General features: G+C 51.9%; 18 protein-coding genes, 1 tRNA gene and 3 pseudogenes. 4 read left to right on the top strand and 18 right to left on the bottom strand.

Features of this window, described 5'->3' with window-relative positions:
- Window positions 1-88 precede the first annotated feature (88 nt).
- The 3 genes from mepA to prmB form a co-directional block, all read right to left on the bottom strand.
- Window positions 89-913: a penicillin-insensitive murein endopeptidase gene (gene mepA, locus EHN07_RS05645; RefSeq protein WP_124023205.1), complete on the bottom strand. Its 825-nt coding sequence runs from the start codon at window positions 911-913 to the stop codon at window positions 89-91.
- Between the two features lie 4 nt (window positions 914-917).
- On the bottom strand, window positions 918-2,003 hold the full coding sequence (aroC, locus tag EHN07_RS05640; RefSeq protein WP_124023204.1) for a chorismate synthase: 1,086 nt from the start codon (window positions 2,001-2,003) through the stop codon (window positions 918-920).
- An 82-nt stretch (window positions 2,004-2,085) separates the two neighbouring features.
- Window positions 2,086-3,018, bottom strand: coding sequence for a 50S ribosomal protein L3 N(5)-glutamine methyltransferase (prmB, locus tag EHN07_RS05635; protein ID WP_124023203.1), 933 nt, complete (start codon window positions 3,016-3,018; stop codon window positions 2,086-2,088).
- A 171-nt stretch (window positions 3,019-3,189) separates the two neighbouring features.
- Here prmB and smrB point away from each other — a divergent pair, with 171 nt between their 5' ends.
- The gene (gene smrB, locus EHN07_RS05630; protein WP_124023212.1) at window positions 3,190-3,741 is read left to right on the top strand and encodes an endonuclease SmrB; all 552 of its coding nucleotides are present in this window, start codon (window positions 3,190-3,192) and stop codon (window positions 3,739-3,741) included.
- 99 nt (window positions 3,742-3,840) lie between these two features.
- On the opposite strand, the pseudogene sixA reads toward smrB, so the two are convergent.
- The 4 genes and pseudogenes from sixA to EHN07_RS05610 all read right to left on the bottom strand — a co-directional run bounded on the left by sixA (window position 3,841) and on the right by EHN07_RS05610 (window position 8,517).
- Window positions 3,841-4,328, bottom strand: a pseudogene (sixA, locus tag EHN07_RS05625) (phosphohistidine phosphatase SixA).
- 187 nt (window positions 4,329-4,515) lie between these two features.
- Entirely contained in the window at window positions 4,516-6,675 is a 2,160-nt protein-coding gene (gene fadJ, locus EHN07_RS05620) for a fatty acid oxidation complex subunit alpha FadJ (RefSeq protein WP_124023202.1), read from the bottom strand.
- A complete protein-coding gene (gene fadI, locus EHN07_RS05615; RefSeq protein WP_124023201.1) occupies window positions 6,675-7,985 on the bottom strand; it encodes an acetyl-CoA C-acyltransferase FadI in 1,311 nt (436 codons plus the stop codon). The genes fadJ and fadI overlap by 1 nt, the downstream gene beginning before the upstream one ends.
- A gap of 247 nt (window positions 7,986-8,232) precedes the next feature.
- Window positions 8,233-8,517 carry a YfcZ/YiiS family protein gene (locus EHN07_RS05610; protein WP_124023200.1) on the bottom strand — a complete coding sequence of 95 codons (285 nt, stop codon included), beginning with the start codon at window positions 8,515-8,517 and terminating at the stop codon, window positions 8,233-8,235.
- A gap of 374 nt (window positions 8,518-8,891) precedes the next feature.
- Here EHN07_RS05610 and fadL point away from each other — a divergent pair, with 374 nt between their 5' ends.
- Window positions 8,892-10,178, top strand: a complete 1,287-nt coding sequence (gene fadL, locus EHN07_RS05605) for a long-chain fatty acid transporter FadL (RefSeq protein ID WP_124023199.1) — start codon at window positions 8,892-8,894, stop codon at window positions 10,176-10,178.
- Window positions 10,179-10,245: 67 nt separating this feature from the next.
- On the opposite strand, the gene mlaA is transcribed toward fadL, so the two are convergent.
- The 10 genes and pseudogenes from mlaA to ccmA all read right to left on the bottom strand — a co-directional run bounded on the left by mlaA (window position 10,246) and on the right by ccmA (window position 17,422).
- Window positions 10,246-11,004, bottom strand: a complete 759-nt coding sequence (gene mlaA / locus EHN07_RS05600; protein WP_124023198.1) for a phospholipid-binding lipoprotein MlaA — start codon at window positions 11,002-11,004, stop codon at window positions 10,246-10,248.
- Window positions 11,005-11,020: 16 nt separating this feature from the next.
- Window positions 11,021-11,563: pseudogene (locus EHN07_RS20845) on the bottom strand (tetratricopeptide repeat protein); the annotation flags it as partial.
- Between the two features lie 110 nt (window positions 11,564-11,673).
- Window positions 11,674-12,097, bottom strand: a pseudogene (locus EHN07_RS20840) (cytochrome c-type biogenesis protein); the annotation flags it as partial.
- Window positions 12,094-12,651 carry a thiol:disulfide interchange protein DsbE gene (dsbE, locus tag EHN07_RS05590; RefSeq protein WP_124023196.1) on the bottom strand — a complete coding sequence of 186 codons (558 nt, stop codon included), beginning with the start codon at window positions 12,649-12,651 and terminating at the stop codon, window positions 12,094-12,096. The gene dsbE and the pseudogene EHN07_RS20840, both read right to left, overlap by 4 nt.
- The gene (locus EHN07_RS05585) at window positions 12,648-14,600 is read right to left on the bottom strand and encodes a heme lyase CcmF/NrfE family subunit (protein WP_124023195.1); all 1,953 of its coding nucleotides are present in this window, start codon (window positions 14,598-14,600) and stop codon (window positions 12,648-12,650) included. The genes dsbE and EHN07_RS05585 overlap by 4 nt, the downstream gene beginning before the upstream one ends.
- A complete protein-coding gene (gene ccmE, locus EHN07_RS05580; protein ID WP_124023194.1) occupies window positions 14,597-15,076 on the bottom strand; it encodes a cytochrome c maturation protein CcmE in 480 nt (159 codons plus the stop codon). Before ccmE ends, EHN07_RS05585 begins: the two co-directional genes overlap by 4 nt.
- Window positions 15,073-15,285, bottom strand: coding sequence for a heme exporter protein CcmD (ccmD, locus tag EHN07_RS05575; RefSeq protein WP_124023193.1), 213 nt, complete (start codon window positions 15,283-15,285; stop codon window positions 15,073-15,075). The genes ccmE and ccmD overlap by 4 nt, the downstream gene beginning before the upstream one ends.
- On the bottom strand, window positions 15,282-16,019 hold the full coding sequence (locus EHN07_RS05570; protein ID WP_124023192.1) for a heme ABC transporter permease: 738 nt from the start codon (window positions 16,017-16,019) through the stop codon (window positions 15,282-15,284). Before EHN07_RS05570 ends, ccmD begins: the two co-directional genes overlap by 4 nt.
- Before the next feature lie 138 nt (window positions 16,020-16,157).
- A complete protein-coding gene (gene ccmB / locus EHN07_RS05565; protein WP_124023191.1) occupies window positions 16,158-16,817 on the bottom strand; it encodes a heme exporter protein CcmB in 660 nt (219 codons plus the stop codon).
- Window positions 16,814-17,422: a cytochrome c biogenesis heme-transporting ATPase CcmA gene (gene ccmA, locus EHN07_RS05560; protein WP_124023190.1), complete on the bottom strand. Its 609-nt coding sequence runs from the start codon at window positions 17,420-17,422 to the stop codon at window positions 16,814-16,816. Before ccmA ends, ccmB begins: the two co-directional genes overlap by 4 nt.
- A 214-nt stretch (window positions 17,423-17,636) precedes the next feature.
- Here ccmA and EHN07_RS05555 point away from each other — a divergent pair, with 214 nt between their 5' ends.
- A complete protein-coding gene (locus tag EHN07_RS05555; RefSeq protein WP_124023211.1) occupies window positions 17,637-18,581 on the top strand; it encodes a formate/nitrite transporter family protein in 945 nt (314 codons plus the stop codon).
- Window positions 18,582-18,662: 81 nt separating this feature from the next.
- Window positions 18,663-18,737: transfer RNA gene (locus EHN07_RS05550), tRNA-Arg, on the top strand.
- Between the two features lie 396 nt (window positions 18,738-19,133).
- On the opposite strand, the gene EHN07_RS05545 is transcribed toward EHN07_RS05550, so the two are convergent.
- On the bottom strand, window positions 19,134-20,666 hold the full coding sequence (locus EHN07_RS05545; RefSeq protein WP_124023189.1) for a sensor domain-containing diguanylate cyclase: 1,533 nt from the start codon (window positions 20,664-20,666) through the stop codon (window positions 19,134-19,136).
- Window positions 20,667-20,950: the final 284 nt, after the last annotated feature.

Genomic DNA, 20,950 nt, shown 5'->3' with positions numbered 1-20,950 from the left:
TGATTGATTTTCGGCTGCTTCCCACAAGAAAGGAAAAACCACGTTTTTTCCTTTCTTGTCAGTTATTTCCATTCCATGAACTTATCCGTTAGAGAACGTGCTCATCCAGCAAAGCCTGACAAGAGGCGGGTAAAGGGGGCGGCGTTTTCTTTTTCGCTGGCCGCTCGCCGGGCGCTGGCGGCGCAAACCAGCTGTGCAATTCGGCACCGCAGCCGTCGCCGGGCGGAGGTAAGGGCTGGTCTTCACACTCAAGGCTATCCGCCGGGCAACGCAGGCGCACATGCATATGCGCACGGTGCGCAAACCACGGGCGCACTTTGCGCAGCCAGTCGCGATCGGCCCCCGCATCAAGGCACAACTGTTGCTTTATCGCCGGGTTGACGAAAATACGCGTGACGTCATTATCTTGCGCCGCAAGCTTAATCAGGCTGCTGATTTCCGGCTGCCACAAACGCGGCACCACATGCTGATTATCGCTGGCGACTAAATCCAGCGCCTGCGGTTTAAGAAGCTGAGCTGACGTCCAGCGCGCTTTGGGAAGCTGCAAGAAGATATCGACGTCCAGCCCGCTTTGGTGGCTGGCATGGCCTGAACTAAAACGACCGCCCGCCGCCATGCCCATATCGCCAACCAGCAGCGTACCGAGGCCCAGCTGCGTAGACTGGTTACTCAGGCGCTGGATAAACGTCACTAAATCGGGATGGCCAAAATAGCGGCGCTGATCCGGGCGCATCACCTGATAGCGGGGATCGTTAAGCGGCAACGCGTGGGCGCCCACGATACAGCCGTTAGAAAAAGCGCCGATAGACTGCGGGCTCCCGGCAATCGGATGGCTAATTTTCTGCCACGGGGTAGCGGCAAAAGTAGCGGTACTGGCAAGCAATGCCAGTAGCCCCACGAGCGTATTTTTCATCGCATTACCAGCGCGGCAAAGGGAAAGTCACGTCACCGTTTTGAGCACGCTGACGCAGCATATGATCCATCAATACAATCGCTAACATGGCTTCGGCAATCGGAACCGCACGAATACCCACGCAAGGGTCATGGCGGCCGCGCGTGACCATCTCAACTTCTTCGCCTTCGCGATTGATGGTACGACCCGGAACCATAATGCTGGAGGTCGGTTTCAGCGCCATATTCGCGACAATTTGCTGGCCGCTGCTGATCCCCCCAAGAATGCCCCCAGCATGGTTGCTCTGGAAGCCCTCTTTGGTTATTTCGTCACGGTTCTGGCTACCGCGCAGATTAACCACGCCAAAGCCCGCGCCGATTTCCACGCCTTTCACGGCGTTAATGCTCATCAGCGCGTGCGCGATATCGGCATCTAAGCGGTCGAATACCGGTTCTCCCAGGCCCGGCGGCACGTTGTCAGCCACCACGGTCACTTTCGCACCGATAGAGTCGCCCTCTTTTTTCAGCGCCCGCATCAGTTCATCAAGGGTTTCGATTTTATCCGGGTCAGGGCAGAAAAACGGGTTCTGCTCAACTTGATCCCAGTCTTTGATTTCCAGTGGCACATCGCCCATTTGCGTCAGGCAGCCACGAATGGTGATGCCGTATTTATGCGCCAGATATTTTTTAGCAATCGCCCCAGCCGCCACGCGCATTGCGGTTTCGCGGGCAGAAGAACGGCCACCGCCACGGTAATCGCGCAGGCCATATTTTTGTTCGTAGGTGTAATCAGCGTGGCCCGGACGGAACACGTCTTTGATCGCGCTGTAATCCTGCGAGCGCTGATCGGTGTTTTCAATCAGCAAACCGATGCTGGTACCGGTCGTCACGCCGTCAAAAACGCCGGAGAGGATCTTCACCCGATCGGGTTCACGCCGCTGAGTAGTGTAGCGAGAAGTGCCCGGGCGGCGGCGATTGAGATCGTGCTGTAAATCAGCTTCGGTCAGCGGAATGCCCGGCGGCACGCCATCCACAATACAGCCCAACGCCACACCGTGGGACTCACCAAAAGTCGTTACGCGAAATACCTGTCCAATAGAGTTTCCTGCCATCTTCTGTCACGGCTCCTTACCGTTGTCATTTTCGTTGTGTTGTGAGCAAAAGAAGACGGGCCGTAAGGCCCGCCTGCACAGATTAATCTTTGTAGATGCTGAAATGTTCGCGCGCGTCGATAAGCTGCGATTTGGTCAGCATAAACACGCCGTCGCCGCCGTTGTCGAATTCAAGCCAGGTGAACGGCACGTCCGGGTATTGGTCCATCAGGTGGACCATGCTGTTTCCAACCTCACAAATCAGAACCCCGCCATCGGCAAGGTAATCAGGCGCACAGGCCAGAATACGACGCGCCAGCTTCAGGCCATCGGTTCCTGCCGCCAGACCTAATTCAGGCTCGAACCTGAACTCGCCCGGCAGGTCAGACATATCGTCCGCATCCACATACGGCGGGTTAGTGACGATAATGTCGTACTGCACTTTTGGCAGGTCGCGGAACAGGTCTGAACGAATCGGCGTCACCTGGTTTTCCAGGCCGTGCTCGGCGATGTTTTGCTCGGCAACCGCCAGCGCATCAAGAGAAATATCAACCGCGTCCACTTCCGCATTCTGGAATTCGTAAGCACAGGCAATGGCGATACAGCCGCTGCCGGTGCACATATCCAGGATATGCTGCGGTTCGTTATCAAACAGGCCGGCAAAACGGTTGGTGATAAGCTCACCGATTGGCGAACGCGGCACCAGCACGCGCTCATCGACATAAAATTCGTGGCCGCAGAACCAGGCTTTGTTGGTCAGATAGGCGACCGGGATGCGCTCGTTGACGCGGCGGATCACGCGCTCAACGATACGATGGCGTTCGCTTGGCGTCAGACGCGCGGTGCGCATATCTTCAGGAATATCCAGCGGCAGATAGAGGCTTGGCAGCACTAACTGAACGGCTTCGTCCCACGGGTTATCCGTACCATGGCCATACCAGATGTTGGCGGCGCTAAAACGACTGACTGCCCAGCGCAGCATATCCTGAATGGTGTGCAGTTCATTGACTGCCTCATCGACGAAAATTTTATCCACGTTGCCCTCCGCAGGCCGTTCACGCTAATTCAATAAGCGATTAGTTTGCCATGAAGGCCGCGACAAATCAGCATTTCAATCACTGTCACTGCGGTGAAAATTGCGTTTTATTTAGCGATGGACGACAAACCAGGTAAACTGGCGCTAATGCAGATGCGAGACGAGAAACCGATGAAGAAGAAAAATCCGCTCAGCGCTGACGATCGGAACCTTTTCCACGATCTGATGAGCGGCACCAAAAAATTAACTCAGGACACCATTGTTCATCGCCCGATGCGTAAGAAAGTCCAGCAAGTTCCAGTAAAACGGCTGTTGCAGGAACAAGCCGATGCGAGTCATTACTTTTCTGACGAATTCCAGCCGCGCCTGGCAACTGAAGGCCCGACGCGCTATGTGCGCGAAGACGTTAGCCATTTTGAGCTGAAAAAAATTCGCCGTGGTGATTACTCTCCCGAGCTATTCCTTGATTTGCATGGTCTGACCCAGTTACAGGCCAAGCAGGAATTAGGGGCGTTGATCGCAGCCTGTCGGCGCGAGCATGTGTTTTGTGCCTGCGTGATGCACGGGCATGGCAAACACGTTTTGAAGCAGCAAACACCATTATGGCTGGCGCAGCATCCGCACATTATGGCGTTTCACCAGGCACCAAAAGAGTATGGTGGTGATGCTGCATTGCTGGTGTTGATTGAAATCGAAGAGTGGATGCCGCCGGAGCTGCCGTAGAGTTCGAGTGGCCTGATGCCCCCGCCCCTGCCCCACAGGAGAGCGACAAACAGAAAGAGCCGCATTGCGCGGCTCTTCTATTTTTCATGCTTACGGCTATCAGATAGCTTTAGCTACTTTCAAATTGCATGGGCTCATCTGCCAGTTGAATACCCCTTTCCCGGTTTCAGGATCAAGCGTGACATTAGCAATGGCCGAGGTACTGAACATCGGCGGTGTCTCTTCCGGGCAAAGCTCAGAGACCAGATATCCGACTAACGGCAGGTGTGAAATCACCAGTGCCGAGGCGACGCCTTCATTCGCCAGGGTTTGCAAATAGCCGCTTACCAGCCTACATCGCCGCACGGCGTCAATTCCGGCAGAATGTCTTCTTTGCCTGGAAGCGTCAGTGCTTCCCGTACCACATCCAGGGTTTGTTCTGCTCGCAGGTAAGGGCTCACCAGAACACGTTCGATATCTACCACCCGATCTTTCAACCAGGTCGCCATCATTCGGGATTCATCACAGCCACACTGGGTGAGTGGACGTACCGAATCGCTGGCGGCATCGAGAGCTGCGTCGCCGTGACGCATGATAAAAACTTGCATATTGCACCGCTTTTGTTAACCAGGAAGGCCTGAATTCCTCTGAAGCTTGCGCCGGGAAATTCAGCAGCCGGGCATTGTGCCTTATCCGTACATCGAATGAAACGCTGTTTTGTACCTCAATGGTGCAAGTATAGTCAATCACTGTTTATTAAGTGACCGAGCAGCATCCATTCACCGGGTGATAACCTCATGTTTCTTTGACTACAGCTTCCTCTGTGGGGTTCACTTCCCCCCAGAAACTTTGCTGTTGTGCCATCATTTGTAAAAGTCTGTCGCAGGGCGCAAAACGCTCCCCGTACTGACTTGCCAGACGCTGTAGCTGTGCGACAACTTCACCCATCCCCAGCGCATCCATATAGCGGAACGGGCCACCGAGAAACGGTGGAAAACCAATACCGAATACGCCACCGATGTCGCCATCGCGGGCGCTGCGCACCACATCTTCATCAAGGCAGCGAGCCGCTTCATTGAGCATCATCATCACGCAGCGTTGCGCTATCTCTTTTTCCGCCAGCTTCCCTTCAGGCGACACGCCCAGCAGGGGATAGATTGCAGGGTCAACCTGCTTTTTGCTTCTACTCCCTTTGCCCGGATAAAGATAGAAACCGCGCCCATTTTTTCTACCTTTGCGATCGTCATTCAATATTGCTGCAATCTTTTGCGGAGCAGCAAAACGCTCGCCGAAAGCCTGCTGAAGCACAGGGCTAATCTTAGTCCCGACATCAATTCCCACCTCATCCAGAAGCTGGATTGGGCCGACAGGGAAACCAAACGCCACCAGCGCGTTATCAATTTTATCGACGGGCTCGCCCTCCAGCAGGCAGCGCATCGCTTCATTCACATAGGGGGCGAGAATACGGTTGACGTAGAACCCGGCGCTGTCGCCCACCACAATCGGCGTTTTACCCTGTTTTTTAGCCAGTTGAACGGTAGTAGAAATTGTTTGCGCACTGGTCCCTGCGTGGGGGATAACTTCAACCAGCGGCATTTTATCGACCGGGCTAAAATAATGCAGGCCAATCACCTGCTCCGGCCGTGCCGCGTTGGCGGCAATGTCAGCAATCGGCAGCGAAGAAGTATTGGAAGCAAAGATGGTGTGCGGCGCAGCGTTTTGTTCGATTTCTGCCACCATCTTTTGCTTGAGGGCGAGATCTTCAAAAACGGCCTCCACGACAATGTCGCGATGATGGAAACCGTGATAATCGGTGCCGCCGGAGATGCGCGCCATTTCTCGCTGGCGCTCCGCAGCTTTCAGATGGCGACGGCGCACTTTTTTATCCAGCAGATCCCAGCTGTATTTCAGCGCGTGGTTAATGCCTTCATTATTGATATCTTTAATACGCACCGGCAGTTTGCCTTTGGTCGCCGTGACAAACGCAATGCCTCCCCCCATCAAACCGCCACCCAATATGCCGACCGCCTTTATTGGACGCGGCGGTGCATCAGCGCCGTACTCTTTTTTAAGCTCGGTGCTGGCAAAGAATAGCCCACGTAAAGCGGCCGATTGCGGCGTCATCGCCAGCTCGCCAAAGGCTTTCGCTTCTGACTCGTAACCGCTAAAACTCCCCTGCCCCAGGCCGATTTTTATTACCTCAATAATGCGCTGCGCGGCAGGATAATTGCCGCGAGTTTTTTGCTCGGTTTTCTTACTCACCATACTGAACAGCACAGAGCGGCCAAGAGGGCCTGCCAGGATGCGTTCCCGAACCGGTAATGCGCGCGACGTCTGGCGCCCCTTTGCGACACGTTCAACCGCGGCGGCCAGTAAAATAGAGTGGGGAACCACCTCATCGACCAGACCTAGTTTTAGCGCCTGGCGCGGGCGTAACTGTTTACCCGTCAAAATCATATCCAGCGCGTTACTGACGCCAATCAAACGAGGTAAACGCTGGGTGCCGCCGGAACCAGGCAATAAGCCAAGCTGCACTTCCGGCAAGCCAAGTTTGGTTTTTTCATCATCGGTACAAATGCGTGAATGACAGGCCAGCGCCAGCTCAAGCCCACCGCCGAGACACGCGCCATGAATTGCCGCCACCACCGGAATGGGCAATGCGGCAATTTCCGCCATGATTTGCTGCCCCTGATGCGCCAGGTTTTGCGCCTCAAGTGCGGTCTGGCAATGGGCAATCATGTTGATATCGGCGCCTGCGACAAAGTTATCCGGCTTGCCAGAGATAAAGATCACCCCTTGCAGCGCGGTATTGTCGCGTACCTGTTTGATGATGTTGTGGACTTCCGGGCCGAAAGAGGCTTTCAGCGTATTCATTTTTTCGCCCGGCACATCGATAGTCACCACCGCGATATTGTCGAGACGGATATGTAAGTGGAAAGCAGAAGTCTGTTCCATTATTCGGCCTCCAGAACCATTGCAGCACCCAATCCACCGGCTGCACACGCGGTAACCAGGCCAAAGCCACCGCCCCGGCGGCGTAACTCATGAAGTGTCTGGGTAATCATTCGCGCCCCTGTGGCCGCAAACGGGTGCCCGTAAGCAATCGAGCCACCCAGCACGTTAAATTTCGAGTCGTCCACTTCACCCGTAGCATGAGCACGCCCTAATACGTCACGGGCAAAACGTTCGCTGGCGAGCATTTTCAGGTTCGCCAGGGTTTGCGCCGCAAAGGCTTCATGCATATCAAATAACGTCAGATCGTTCAGGGTGATACCTGCCCTTTCCAGCGCTAAAGGCGTCGCCCATGCCGGGCCAAGCAGCATATCCTGCCAGACATCCACCGCCGTAAATGCGTAGCTGCGTAAATAGCCCAGCGGTTTCAGGCCCAGCTCTTTAGCGCGTGATTCCGTCATCAGAATAACCGCCGCGGCACCGTCAGTTAACGGCGTACTATTGGCGGCGGTGACCGTGCCGTGTTGGCGATCGAATGCCGGGCGCAGCTTCGCATAATCGGCAATGGAAGAATTCTGGCGCACGTTATTGTCTTCGCTGAAAGGCTGACGATAAGGAGGAATAAAAGCCGTCATCACTTCCGCGGCCAGTTTGCCCTCTTTCCAGGCCATCGCGGCTTTGGTGTGAGAGCGATGCGCCAGCGCATCTTGTTGTTCACGGGTAATGCCATGCGTTTTCGCCATTTGTTCGGCGGTATCGCCCATGCGTAAACCGGTCGAATACTCGGCGACGGCAGGAGGAACAGGTAACAGGTCGCGAGGGCGTAAGCGGGAAAAGAGTTTCAATTTTTGCCCCAGGGTACGGGATTTATTAGCATCGACCAGTACGCGCCCCAGTTTTTTACTGACGCCAATCGGTAAAACAGACGATGAATCCGCGCCACCCGCGATACCCGCGCGAATAGTCCCGGCCATTAAACTTTCAGCAACGTTCGCCACGGCCTGGAAGCTCGTCGCACAGGCGCGGCTCACGCTGTAGGCGTCGGTATGCACGCTCATCCCGGAGCCCAAAACAATTTCACGGGCGATATTCGGTGCTTCCGGCATCTGCACGACCTGGCCGAAAACGAGTTGTTCGATGATTTCCGGGGGGATTTCGCTGCGCGCCAGCAGTTCGCTAACGACCATATTGCCGAGATCGACCGCGGGTATGCCGTGAAAGGCCGTCGCCTGCCGGGCAAAAGGCGTGCGTAAGCCACTGACAATGGCAATACGCTCCCCCTGACGTGTGACTAACGGAAGTGCCTGACTCATAAGCTCCCCTGTTTTCCCCTATGTCTGTGAATCTCCAGCGGCATAGCTGTAACTTCATATTTCCGGGGAATAAAATTGTAATTAACCAATAGTGGTCTGACCTGATCACAGTTTTAACCAAAAAGTTACATTCAGCCAACTGAGGGAGTCAATATTTGGGAGAGGGGACACGCTTTGAGTGGGGAACATGCTAACCGATAAAGCTCTCTTCCCGAAAAAAGAAGAGAGCCAGAACAGCAGCAGGAGATTAACGCAGGCCCAGCTGGAAGATCATGGTTTCAGCCTGGCAGCTGAAAGTAAAGTCGATATCCAGACGGATGCCATCAGCTTCTTCGGTGTAACGCGGGACAATCTGGCAAGGTTCTGATTCTGCTGCACGAGCCTTTTCACTCAGCGCTGCCAGGGTTTCGTCCGCTTCGGCTTTAGTGGCGAATAGGCGGCTGTAAGTGGCTGTGCAGTCAGTATTATCGATGATAGAACCGACATCAATACAGCAGCAAACCGGGGTTTCATCAGCACTGTTTTTACTCATTTATGATTTCCTCTGTATTTGGTATTGAACAGGATTAAACAATTCCTGCTTATTTTACGCTGCCGGTTGAAGCGACTCCAGTCGTTAATCTTGTCAAACTCTGCCAGTGACCCAAATCACGGTTAAAAATGATCTAAAACAAGTTTCACCCTTTTGGTTAAGTGACCCGACGGCCGTTTTTGCCAGACAGATCTCGTTTCGATGATCAAAGTTGAAAAAACTACGCTACAAACTTGCAACATTACATCTGGTCAGACCTATACTCTTGCCACTGGTCTGCTTTCTCTGTAACGGATCAGCCCCTACTATTCGCGCTCCTGTTACGGTATGTAACATTTTTTGTATAAAAATAAATCAATTATGAGGTTTTGGTCATGAGCCAGAAAAACCTGTTTACAAAGTCAGCCCTCGCGGTTGCAGTGGCAATTGTCTCATCGCAGGCGTACTCAGCCGGCTTTCAATTAAACGAGTTCTCTTCCTCAGGCCTGGGCCGAGCTTATTCCGGGGAAGGTGCAGTCGCAGATAACGCGGGCTCTGCCAGCCGTAACCCTGCAACCATTATGATGTTTGACCGCCCAATGTTCTCCGGTGGCGCAGTATTTATTGATCCGGACGTGAACATCTCTGGTAAATCTCCATACACCGGACGGAGCACGGATGCCAATAATATCGCGCCAACTGCATGGGTACCTAACCTGCATTTTGTTGCGCCTATCAATGAACAATTTGGTTGGGGAGCTTCCGTTACTTCAAACTACGGCCTTGCCACTGAATTTAACAATGATTACATCGCTGGCGAATATGGTGGTAAAACCGACCTGACCACTTTAAACCTGAACCTGAGTGGCGCTTATCGTTTAAACGATAACTGGAGCTTTGGGCTTGGGTTTGATGCTGTTTACGCGAAAGCGAAAATTGAACGTTATGCCGGTGAGCGATTGGCAGGGGCTGGCCTGGCAGCTCCGGGTACCCAAATCGCGCACCTGGAAGGTGATGAGTGGGGCTATGGCTGGAACGCCGGTATTCTTTATGAAATCGATAAAGATAACCGCTACGGCTTTACCTATCGTTCTGAAGTTAAAATTGACTTTAATGGCGATTACAAGAGTAATATCAATACCGCATTTAACCGCGTACCAGGTGCAGGAACAACGTTCCCCTGGGGCACCAGCGGGCAAACCGTTCCAGGCTCTCTGACCCTGAACCTGCCTGAAATGTGGGAGCTGTCGGGCTATAACAAAGTCGCGCCGCAGTGGGCTATCCACTACAGCGTGGCCTACACCAGCTGGAGCCAGTTCCAGGAGCTGAAAGCCACTAATAACAATGGCCAGACGCTGTTCCAAAAAGAAGAAAACTTTAAGGATGCGTACCGTATTGCTTTAGGTACCACCTACTTTATGGATAAGAACTGGACCTTCCGTACCGGTATCGCATTTGACGATAGCCCGGTTCCGGCTGAAAACCGCTCGATCTCTATTCCGGATCAGGACCGCTTCTGGCTGAGCGCAGGTACGACTTACGCCTTTAACGATGATGCTTCCATCGACCTGGGTATTTCCTACATGCACGGTCAGCATGTTGAGTTCAAAGAAGAAGGGCACACCTTCCAGTCTGAAGGTAAAGCCTGGCTGTACGGTATGAACTTTAACTACGCATTCTGATAGTTAATCGTGATAAAAAAGGCGAAACCGAGGTTTCGCCTTTTTTTATATCTTAACCATCCCGCACTTACTGCGAATCGATATCTTCCAGAGAATCTTCAATCGATGCCGCATTCGGATTATCCTGCGGCGTCAGCTTCCCGCCGTTTGCCATAAAATCATGACGCTGGAAGTAGGCTTCACGCACCAGAATATACGGATCTGAAGATTGTTTGAGCAGGCCTTCCGAATCCAGCAGCTGGGCACGCGTTTCAATCCCTTCGATAGTCCACTTACCGACCGACATCCACCAGGTAAGCCAGGAGAGAGGGGCATATAAATCATCTACCCACTGGCCACCATCCTCACGAATGGTAAAGCTGCCGTATGCGGGTAAATGAACGTAAGGACCGTAACCTACCCCGTAATGCCCTAGCGTAGTGCCGAAGCGATTCGGCTCCATACGCTGCAGTTTCGGGTTCGCCATCCCTGCTACGTCGATGAAACCACCCATCCCCAACAGCGTGTTGAGGAAGAAACGGGTGAAATGCACCATTCCCTGATACGGGTCGCCTTGCAGGAAATAGTTCACCATAGAAGCGGGTTCTTCGAGGTTACTGGTAAAGTTACTCAGACCATTACGTGCCGGTTGTGGCACGTAATCACGCCACGCCACAGCCACCGGGCGCACAATATACGGGTCCAACAGGTTAAAGTTGAAGTCGTACATTGTTCGGTTGAACCCTTCTAACGGGTCTGAACGCCCTTGCGGTTGGGTATCGGCCGCGCCTGCACAGCCTACTAAAACGGTAGCGGCCAGTGCCAGCCCGGTCAGGCGGAAATTCATATCTGTCTCCCTGTTATTATTGCTCGCGCTCGGCTTTAGTTTCGTCAGTACCAGCCTGCGCCGCCCGTGCCTGCTCGATGCTTCTTTGCACCACAGCCCGGCGCTGGTCGTTTGCCGGTAAGAGTTTCAGCATGATTTGCCATGCCCCAATAGCTTCGCGGAAATGCTGTTGTTCAAAAGCGTTAAACGCCAGCAGGCTTAAGACGCGGACATTGGTATGGTCAGTCCTGAGCAATTCGCGCAAAAGATCCCCGGCTAGCTGGTTATCTTGCGGATCGCCGCTGCGGGTCAACACTTCAGCATAGCCCAGCTTTACGTTACCGTTAGTCGGAGCCAGTTTATACGCATGAGCAAAGGCTTGTGTAGCGGTTGATGCATTATTCAGAACCATACCAATTCGCCCCAGCATCATCCACCCCTCAATATTGTCAGGCTCGTGCTGTAGGCGGGTACGTAATCCCAGACCGAGGTTAGCCATTTCTGCCATATTCAGCGGCTCAGCCTGCGGGTCTAACGCCCGTTGTAATAGCTGTGGCGTCTGGTTAGCCACCTGTTGCCAGGCCCGGACCTGCCTCCAGTCAGAGGTTTTTACATACACCCCCACGCTCACCGCCACTAAGAGAGCCGCACCGGGTGCAAAAAACCAGAAGTGGGCTTTTCGGGTAACGGTTTGATGTTGATGAGCTTCAGGCTGGTCACTAAAATGCACGCGTCGCTTGCGGCTGCGCAGCACAATCACGCCCGCACCGCCGAGAATAAACAGCACCGGCAACACCCACAGAATAATGGTGGCAGGCGTCATCGGCGGTTCATAGGTCACGAAGTGACCGTAACGCTGCACCATATAGTCAATAATCTGCTGCTTTGTTTTACCCTGCTGCATCAGCTCATAAACTTTCAGACGCATATCAGAAGCAATCATCGCATTCGAATCCGCGATGCTGTTGTTCTGGCATTTTGGACAGCGTAATTGCTCCGTCAACTGGCGGAACTGCTGCTCCTGCGCTTCGTCCTGGAACTTAAAGGTGTCTATCGCCGCCAGCACGTTAAACGAAAACAGCAGTGCGGCTATCAGTAGCCATCCTCGTTTCATGCCCCCGCCTCCTTGTTATATTTATCCCACAGCGGTTTCATCTCTTGCTGCCAGACGCGATCGTTAAGATCGCCCGCATGACGATAGCGAATGATCCCTTTCCCATCGATCAGGAAGGTTTCCGGCGCGCCGTAAACGCCCAGATCTAATCCCAGCATGCCGTTGCCATCAAACAGGCTTAACGCATAAGGATTGCCTAATTCATTCAGCCAGTTAATTGCTTTACGCCGGTCGTCTTTATAGTTCATCCCTACCACGCGTACGCCCTGTGCTTTCAAGCCATTAAGGTACTGATGCTCGGCGCGGCAGGTAGGGCACCAGGTGGCCCACACATTAAGCAACAAAGGTTTGCCGTCTGTAAGAACCGCCTGATCGTAAATGGTGCCGGGGTTTTCCAGCGACTCAAGACGAAACAGCGGCACCGGTTTCCCGACCAGCGCCGATTCAAGATTGGTCGGGTCATCACCCTGCGCATTACGCGCCAGCTGCCACAACAGCATCGTAGCCAGCAGTAAAAAGAGCACCAGCGGGATAAATAATACTTTGCGCTTCATGCAGCCTCCGGCACGTTTTTACGCTGGCGATAGCGTGGATCAAACAAGCAGAACAGGCCGCCTATCGTCATTAAGATCCCCCCAATCCAAATCCAGCGCACGAATGGTTTGTAATACAGGCGAACCGCCCAGCTTCCGTCGTCCAGCTCTTCCCCGAGCGCGGCATACAGATCGCGCGTGACGCCGCCGTCAATCGCGGCTTCGGTCATCATAGCGCGGTTGCTGTTGTAGAAGCGCTTCTCGGCATGCAGCGTGGCTTCATGTTTGCCATTGCGCGTCACCTCGATAATGCCCACGCCGCCACGGTAGTTCGGGCCGGTCAGCTCGTGAACGTCACGGAAGACAAAGTGGTACTGGTGAATGTCGATGCTGTCGCCCGCTTTCATGCGCACATCACGCTCAATGCTGTAATTCTGGCTAAAAGCGATGCCAACAACCGTCACCGCCAGCCCCAGATGGCCAAACACCATCCCCCAATGGCTGCGCGGCAGTTTCCATAAACCTTTAAGCAAGCCATGGCGATTTGTCGCTCGTTGATAAACTTCCATCAGCGCCAGCACGAAGACCCAAACCGCCATCAGCAGCCCAACTACCGTCATCGCTTCGATACGGTCCTGCATCAGCCATGGCAGGATCAGTGACAGCGCCACGGTAATGCCCAGCGCCACCCCCAGCCTTTTGACTAACTTTTGTGGTTCATCGCGACGCCAGCGCACCAGCGGCCCGATCCCAAGCAGCAGCGCAAAAGGTGCCATCAGCGCGGTAAACATGGTGTTGAAGAACGGCTCGCCGATAGAAATACTGCCCAGCCCAAGCTGCTTGTGGACCAGCGGCAGCAACGTACCCAGCAATACCACCAGCATGGCGGCAATCAACAGCACGTTATTGCCGAGCAAAAAGGATTCCCGGGACCATAAGCTGTTCCCCACGCGCGATCGCACTTTGCTGCCCTGCACCGCATACAGCAGCAACGAACCGCCAATCACCATCACCAGGAAAGCGAGAATAAACATGCCGCGCGCGGGATCTGAGGCAAATGAATGCACCGAAACCAGCACGCCGGAGCGCACCAGGAAGGTGCCCAACAGGCAAAGCGAGAATGCGGTAATCGCCAGCAACACTGTCCAGGCTTTAAAGCTGCCGCGCTTTTCTGTTACCGACAGCGAGTGGATTAATGCAGTGCCCGCAAGCCATGGCATAAACGAGGCGTTTTCTACCGGGTCCCAGAACCACCAGCCACCCCAGCCCAGTTCGTAATAAGCCCAGGCCGATCCCAGCACAATGCCGATGGTTAAAAATGACCAGGCGGCTAGCGTCCAGGGACGAGTCCAGCGCGCCCAGGCGGTATCAAGTTTCCCGGCCATCAGCGCCGCAATGGAGAAGGCAAACGCCACGGAGAACCCGACATACCCCATATACAACAGCGGCGGGTGGAATATCAGGCCGATATCCTGCAACAGCGGGTTCAGGTCACGCCCTTCGATAGGGAAGTCCGGCAGAGTGCGGGTGAACGGATCTGAAGTGAAGATGATAAACAGCAGAAAGCCGAAATTGATCATCCCCATCACCGCCAGCACGCGTGCCAGCGCCTCCTGCGGCATACCGCGGCTAAACAGCGCCACGGCAAAAGTCCATGCGCTCAGCAACAGGACCCACAGCAGCAATGAGCCTTCGTGCGCCCCCCAGGTCGCGGCAACGCGATACCAGACCGGCAGCTCGCTGTTGGAGTTACTGGCGACATACAGCACCGTGAAGTCGTTCACCACAAAAGCATTCACCAGCAGCAGGAAACTGGCGCACAGCGTGATAAACAGCGCCCAGGCCAGCGGACGAGCAGAAGCCATTAGCCGCGAGTCATGGCGCTTCACGCCCCACAGCGGATAAACACTGAGCAACAGTGACCAGCCCAGCGCCAGGCAAAGTAAGAAACTGCCAATTTCTGGCATCATAGGGCGTTATCCTTATCGGCCTGTGGAGCGCGCTGGTGATTTTTATCCATCGCAGCTTTAATTTCCGGCGGCGTGTAATTTTCGTCATGCTTTGCCAGCACTTCTTTGGCTTCAATTTTATTGCCCGCAGCGAACACGCCCTGCGCCACCACCCCTTGCCCTTCACGGAAAAGATCCGGCAAGATGCCGACGTAGCTGACATCCACCACGCCGCTGGCATCATAAAGTCTGAAATTCACTTTCAGGGTCTGGCTATCGCGCTTTACGCTTCCCGGTTGCACCATGCCGCCCACGCGCAGGCGCTGGCCCACTTCCGGCAGCTGATGGCTGGCACCTTTGCCATAGAGAATTTCACTCGGCGTATAGAACAGGTCAATATTGCTGCGCAATGCATAGAGCACCAGGGTGATGGTCAACCCCAGGCCCACCAGCACCGACAGCGCCAGATAAAGTCGATTTTTGCGACGCGTATTCATTCAGCTCCCTCTGCTTGTTGTGCTGCGAGGATCCGTTTTTCCCGCGCCTGTTGGCGCATGACAGCATGTAAAATAGTGCGGCGTTGCAGGCGAGTATGCGCCACCAGCAACAGTAATGGGATAACGGTCAGCGCGACGGCAAGCCAGACGTAAAACGCATAGCCCCCCATGGCAAAAAAATCACCCCAGTTTAAAAAAGCGCTGGTCATGCCTTTCTCCCTTGATTCGCCAGCTCCGTTACCCACGGACGACGCTGCTCCTGCAGCAAGATGAGGTTACGCAGACGCATTAACGTCAGCGTGATAAAGAGCGTCAGGAAACCGAAGATGGTCAGACGCAGCGGGGTGCGCATGGAAGGGTCGATGCTTTGCTGCATATTGGTAGACCCTTGGTGCAGCGTGTTCCACCACTCCACCGAGAAGTGAATGATGGGCAAATTCACCACCCCGACCAGCACCAGAATGCCCGCCGCCCGCCCGGCAAGACGGCGATCGTCAAAGGCGTTATACAGGGCGATCGCACCGATATAGAGAAACAGCAGCACCAGTTCGGAAGTCAGACGCGCATCCCAAACCCACCAGGTTCCCCACATAGGTTTGCCCCAGGCTGAACCGGTCACCAGGGCGATAAAGGTAAACACCGCCCCTACCGGTGCCATCGCCGCCGCGGCAAGGTCCGACATTTTCATTTGCCAGACCAGGCCAATAAAAGCGGCCACGGCCATCGAACCGTAGATCCCCATCGACCAGATAGCCGCCGGGACATGAAGATACATAATCCGGTAGCTCTGGCCCTGCTGATAGTCGGCGGGCGCAAAACCAAAGCCCCAGATGCAGCCGACAACCAGTAACGCTGCGCTGATAAGCGCAAACCACGGCACCAAACGCCCGCAAAGCCGATAAAGCCGCTCGGGTTTAGCCAGTTGATGTAACCATTTCCACATAATCGTTGCTCACAAAAAGGTTGCTTTGGTGGATATGCTGCGCCGATCCACTCTACAAAAACTGCCTGTTTTTAAAGTTGATCCAACATAATGATTCGGATGTCGCCCGGATAAACCAGGCGACTCCCGACAAAATTCTTATTGCACACTGACACGCAGTGCTGCGGCCGTAGCGAACGGACTTAATGTGGCGCACCCCGCGAGCATGGCGCCAAGAATGGCCAGGTAACCATCAACGGGAAGCTGCATCGAGGCCGCGTCCATTGCTGCGGTAGCAAAAATTAGCAATGGAATAGTTAACGGCAAGACCAGCAAACTTAACAGCACGCCATTGCGCCGTAACCCGACGGTCAACCCCACGCCAGGCGCGCCGAGGAAACTCAGGGTTGGCGTTCCCAACAGCAGCGTTAACGCCATCACCTGCCAGCCGTAAAAATCCATTCCCAACAGCAAAGCCGCCAGCGGCGACAGGATTAACAGCGGCAGGCCGGTGACCACCCAGTGAGCGGTCACTTTCGCTAACACCACCATTGGCAAAGGGATCGGCAACAGCATCAGTTGCTCCAGCGTCCCATCCTGAAAATCATCACGAAACAGCCGGTCCATCGCCAGCAACGATGCCAGCAGCGCGGCCACCCAAATTACCCCTGGAGCAATACGTGCCAGCAGCTGCGGCTCCGGGCCGATTCCTAGCGGAAACAAGGTGATAACGATAAGGAAAAACCACAGCGGGTTGGCGATCTCCGCGCTTCGGCGAAACACCACGCGCAGCTCATGCCGGAAAATTCGCCACATCATGCCAGCTTCTCCTGTAAGTGAATCTGGCGCACATTGTCCACCGCTAACGGCTGGTGCGTGGTGAGGATCACCATGCCGCCATTTTCGGTATGCTGCGTGAGTTTGCGGGTAAGTTTTGTCACGCCGGTGGCGTCAATGGCGGTAAAGGGCTCATCCAGAATCCAGAGTTTCTGGGTGCTTAGCCATAAACGAGCCAGCGCGACACGGCGTTGCTGCCCGGCAGAAAGCTGATTAACAGCAATATCTTCAAAACCCGCCAGGCCAACTTCAGTAAGCGCTTGCCAACGTAGAGATTCCGCGCTGTGCGGGTGATAAAAACGCAGGTTTTCGTAGGCGGTAAGAACGGTTTTGATACCAGCCTGGTGCCCAAGCCACAGCAAATCCTGATGATACTGATAGCGTATACGGGGCAGGCCTTCCCCTTGCCACTTGACCTCTCCCTCCTCTGCCTGCGCAAGCCCCGCCAGAATCCGTAACAGAGAGGTTTTGCCTGCGCCATTTTTACCTGCGATCTGCACCATTTCCCCGGGGAGGACGGTAAATGACAGCCCGCGAAATAACTCACGGTCATCACGTATGCAGCTAAGGTTAATCGCATCAAGCATTTGAGGAGTCGCTCCTTGTCTCTGGAGGCAAAATCATAACACATCAACCGGCTTGCTCCAGGCGGACAGCGGCTTCAGCGCTACTCCAAAAGAGGTAATACACACATATAAGATCAAAATTAAGTCGAATTCGCCCGCGCAACGGGGAAGCGGGTAAAAAGCCGCTACGCTTAAAGAAATCATTTATGTGCGAGCGGTCTGAAAAATGGGTGAAATAAAAGAAGAAAAGATAGACAAATCCACCGATGAAATTGAGGTCGAAAGCGACGAGAAAGACCAGGGGGAGCAGATAGAGGTGGATGAGGAGAACCTGCCGTCGCGGGCGATGGCGATCCATGAGCATATCCGTCAGGACGGTGAAAAAGAGCTGGAGCGCGATGCAATGGCGTTGCTGTGGTCAGCCATTGCCGCGGGCTTATCGATGGGCGCATCGCTGCTGGCGAAAGGGGTTTTTCACGTCAATCTTGAAGGCGTACCCGGCAGCTTTTTGCTCGAGAACCTCGGTTACACCTTCGGTTTTATCATCGTCATTATGGCGCGCCAACAGCTGTTCACTGAGAACACCCTCACGGCGGTGCTGCCCATTATGCAAAAACCTAACGGGGTCAATTTCCTGCTGTTAATGCGCCTATGGGGCCTGGTTCTGCTCGGTAATATCATCGGCACGGGTCTTGCCGCCTTTGCTTTTGAATATATGCCGATTTTTGATGAACAGACACGCAACGCTTTCGTTTCCATCGGCATGGATGTGATGCACAACACGCCGGGTGAGATGTTCGCCAACGCCATTATTTCCGGCTGGATAATCGCCACCATGGTGTGGATGTTCCCATCCGCAGGGGCGGCAAAAATTGTGGTAATCGTTATTATGACCTGGCTGGTCGCGCTGGGGGATTTAACCCATATCGTGGTCGGTTCAGTTGAAATTCTTTATCTGGTCTTTAACGGCACCCTTCACTGGAGCGAATTTTTCTGGCCGTTCGCCCTGCCCACCCTTGCGGGCAATATCTGCGGCGGCACCTTTATCTTCGCGCTTATCAGCCACGCGCAAATTCGTAATGACATGAGCAACAAGAAGAAAGCCGAGGCAAAAGCCAAAGTAAAGCGCAAAGCGGAAGGCGGTGAACAAGAAGGTAAAGAGGGAAAACGGCAGGCGTAAAGGAGAAACTGGTTACGATTCAGGCAATCAACCCGTTAACCCCTTACCCCGGCACGAAAAGCGGGTATACTACGCCCGCTTGTCCTCTTAGTTAAATGGATATAACGAGCCCCTCCTAAGGGCTAGTTGCAGGTTCGATTCCTGCAGGGGACACCATCAACTCATCTCTCATCACTTAAAAAACCATTAAAATCAATCTATTAATTAAAAAAAACACCAGGCAAGATTCATATCATTTCAATGATATTGCACCATTCTGATAGTATCCTCCGTCCAGTTCGACTATCAATGTTCCTCAAAGATGCCCGTATGGCTATAAATATGCTTTCTCCACACGGATTGAAAATACCAAATCCAGGGGTAGTAAACTGACCCAGGATACGCTGATTTCCAGTACCCGCTAGTTGAGTAGTCTTCCTGAATAGCTATAAGACGCCCCGACTCCCTGTTTACGGAATGATTAATTCTGGCGGTAAAGCCGCAAAACTTTTTGATTGTAAATGGTATTGTTAGAACCCGAAATAAAAACATTATGGCATTAATACTTTCGTATCATGACCAATACCCAGAACTAATGATACAGTTTTTGCCTGCACGCTTAGCTTTATAAAGTAATTTATCCGCCTTTTCTAATATCTGATCAGATGTTTCACCACTATTCCATTTGGTTATTCCACAACTAAATGATACCGTGATATTTTCTTCTCGCCACTTTTTCTCAAAAATACCAGAACGCCATTTATCCAGAAGTTTATATACCTCTTTAAAATTGTGAATAGTAAACAGCACCGTTATTTCTTCACCACCAAATCGATAGAGCTGCCCTGCATTTGAAATAACTCTAACTCCTGACTGGCTCACATATTTTAATACCGAGTCACCGGTCTGATGTCCAAAATTATCATTAATGAACTTAAAATTATCCAGATCTATCATAGCAAGATAAAAGCATGTTTCATTTTCTATAAGCTCTTGAATATCAGTATTAAACTTTCTTCTGGTACCTAATTTTGTCAACTCATCGATCATGGATAAATTTTCTGCAAATTCCAATTTTTTTTGCTTTTGGATAATGCTGCTAGAGATATTTTCAAAAGTAGCCCTTTCATCACAGATTTCAACTCCATTAACATTCATATATAGCATGCTTAGTAATTGTTTGAAATAAATCCGATGAAGCAGGAAAATAATCAAATAAAGAACAATACATGTAGCTATAACTGCAAATAACAAAGTATATGAAGAATAAATAGCATGATTGTAGGATTCTTGACTAACAATAGTAAAAGCTATCCAGTCGGGATTATTGTAGGTGCGATAGAATATTATAGATTTAGTCTCAGCATCATAGAAATTGCCATACAGTTCAGTAGAGTTCTTCACCCATAAGGCAGGAACCTTTGTTGATAATATCTCATTAGCATTGGCATGCATGATTACATTACCGCTCCTGGTAGCAACTTTGAAATGACCTCCATAAGGTATTATCTTACTTTGTAAGATCCGGCTCATTTTTTTCAAATCAAGTTTAAGTACTATACTTCCTTTTATTTCTGACTGAGCATCGAAGACATTGGTACTTGCTGTTATCAGCATGTTGCTATTTTCATCAATATCACTGCCAACAACTGGTATATACGGATTGGAAAAAAAAGTCTCACTTTTCATTCCTAAATAAGGCTGCCATTGTTTTTTATTTGGCTGAAAATTATTAATTTTTATAGATTGCGGATACAGTTTGTAATGACCATCAACGCTAGAAATTAGCGCACCCTTAAAAAATATTGTTGAATTTATAATTGATGGGATTATTTTATGTAGCTCAGTGCGTTCATTAGAAGTGAATTCAGTTATATTATGATCATCAAGATTTTCAGATAATGACTTAAGGACCAGTTTTATTTCATCTGACTGTTGTTCTATACAAGATTGCGCTGTATTTTCAGTCACTCTTGTCATTGTTTCAAAAAAAGTATTTGTGGTTATATTTTTTATATAAAAAAAAGCACAAGCGCTAATAAAAACAAAAGGAATAAGCATTATAAACATTAAGATAGTTACTGCTTTATTTGTAGTTATCTTCATATTTTTATATTATGTACGCTATTATTTATAAAACATGCAGTTTAAACATAAGCATCTGAAAACTTGCTTTAGACAAAGTTTCAAAACCGCCCCCACTAATGCACAACCAACTAAAATAGCTATATTTGTTAACGTAATAAAGATGATTATGATTCACACAAATAGACTATTATTGTGCTTTAATAATTATTTATATGGTGCATTTACCTGGTGTTTTATCGTATTAAAAATAAAATATCCCTGCCCCTTTCCTTTTTAGCTATTCATTGTAATTAAATATTCCG

The sequence above is a fragment of the Buttiauxella warmboldiae genome (genome assembly GCF_003818135.1).
In the GTDB taxonomy this organism is placed as follows: domain Bacteria; phylum Pseudomonadota; class Gammaproteobacteria; order Enterobacterales; family Enterobacteriaceae; genus Buttiauxella; species Buttiauxella warmboldiae.
This window is presented reverse-complemented; position numbering and strand designations above follow the sequence as displayed.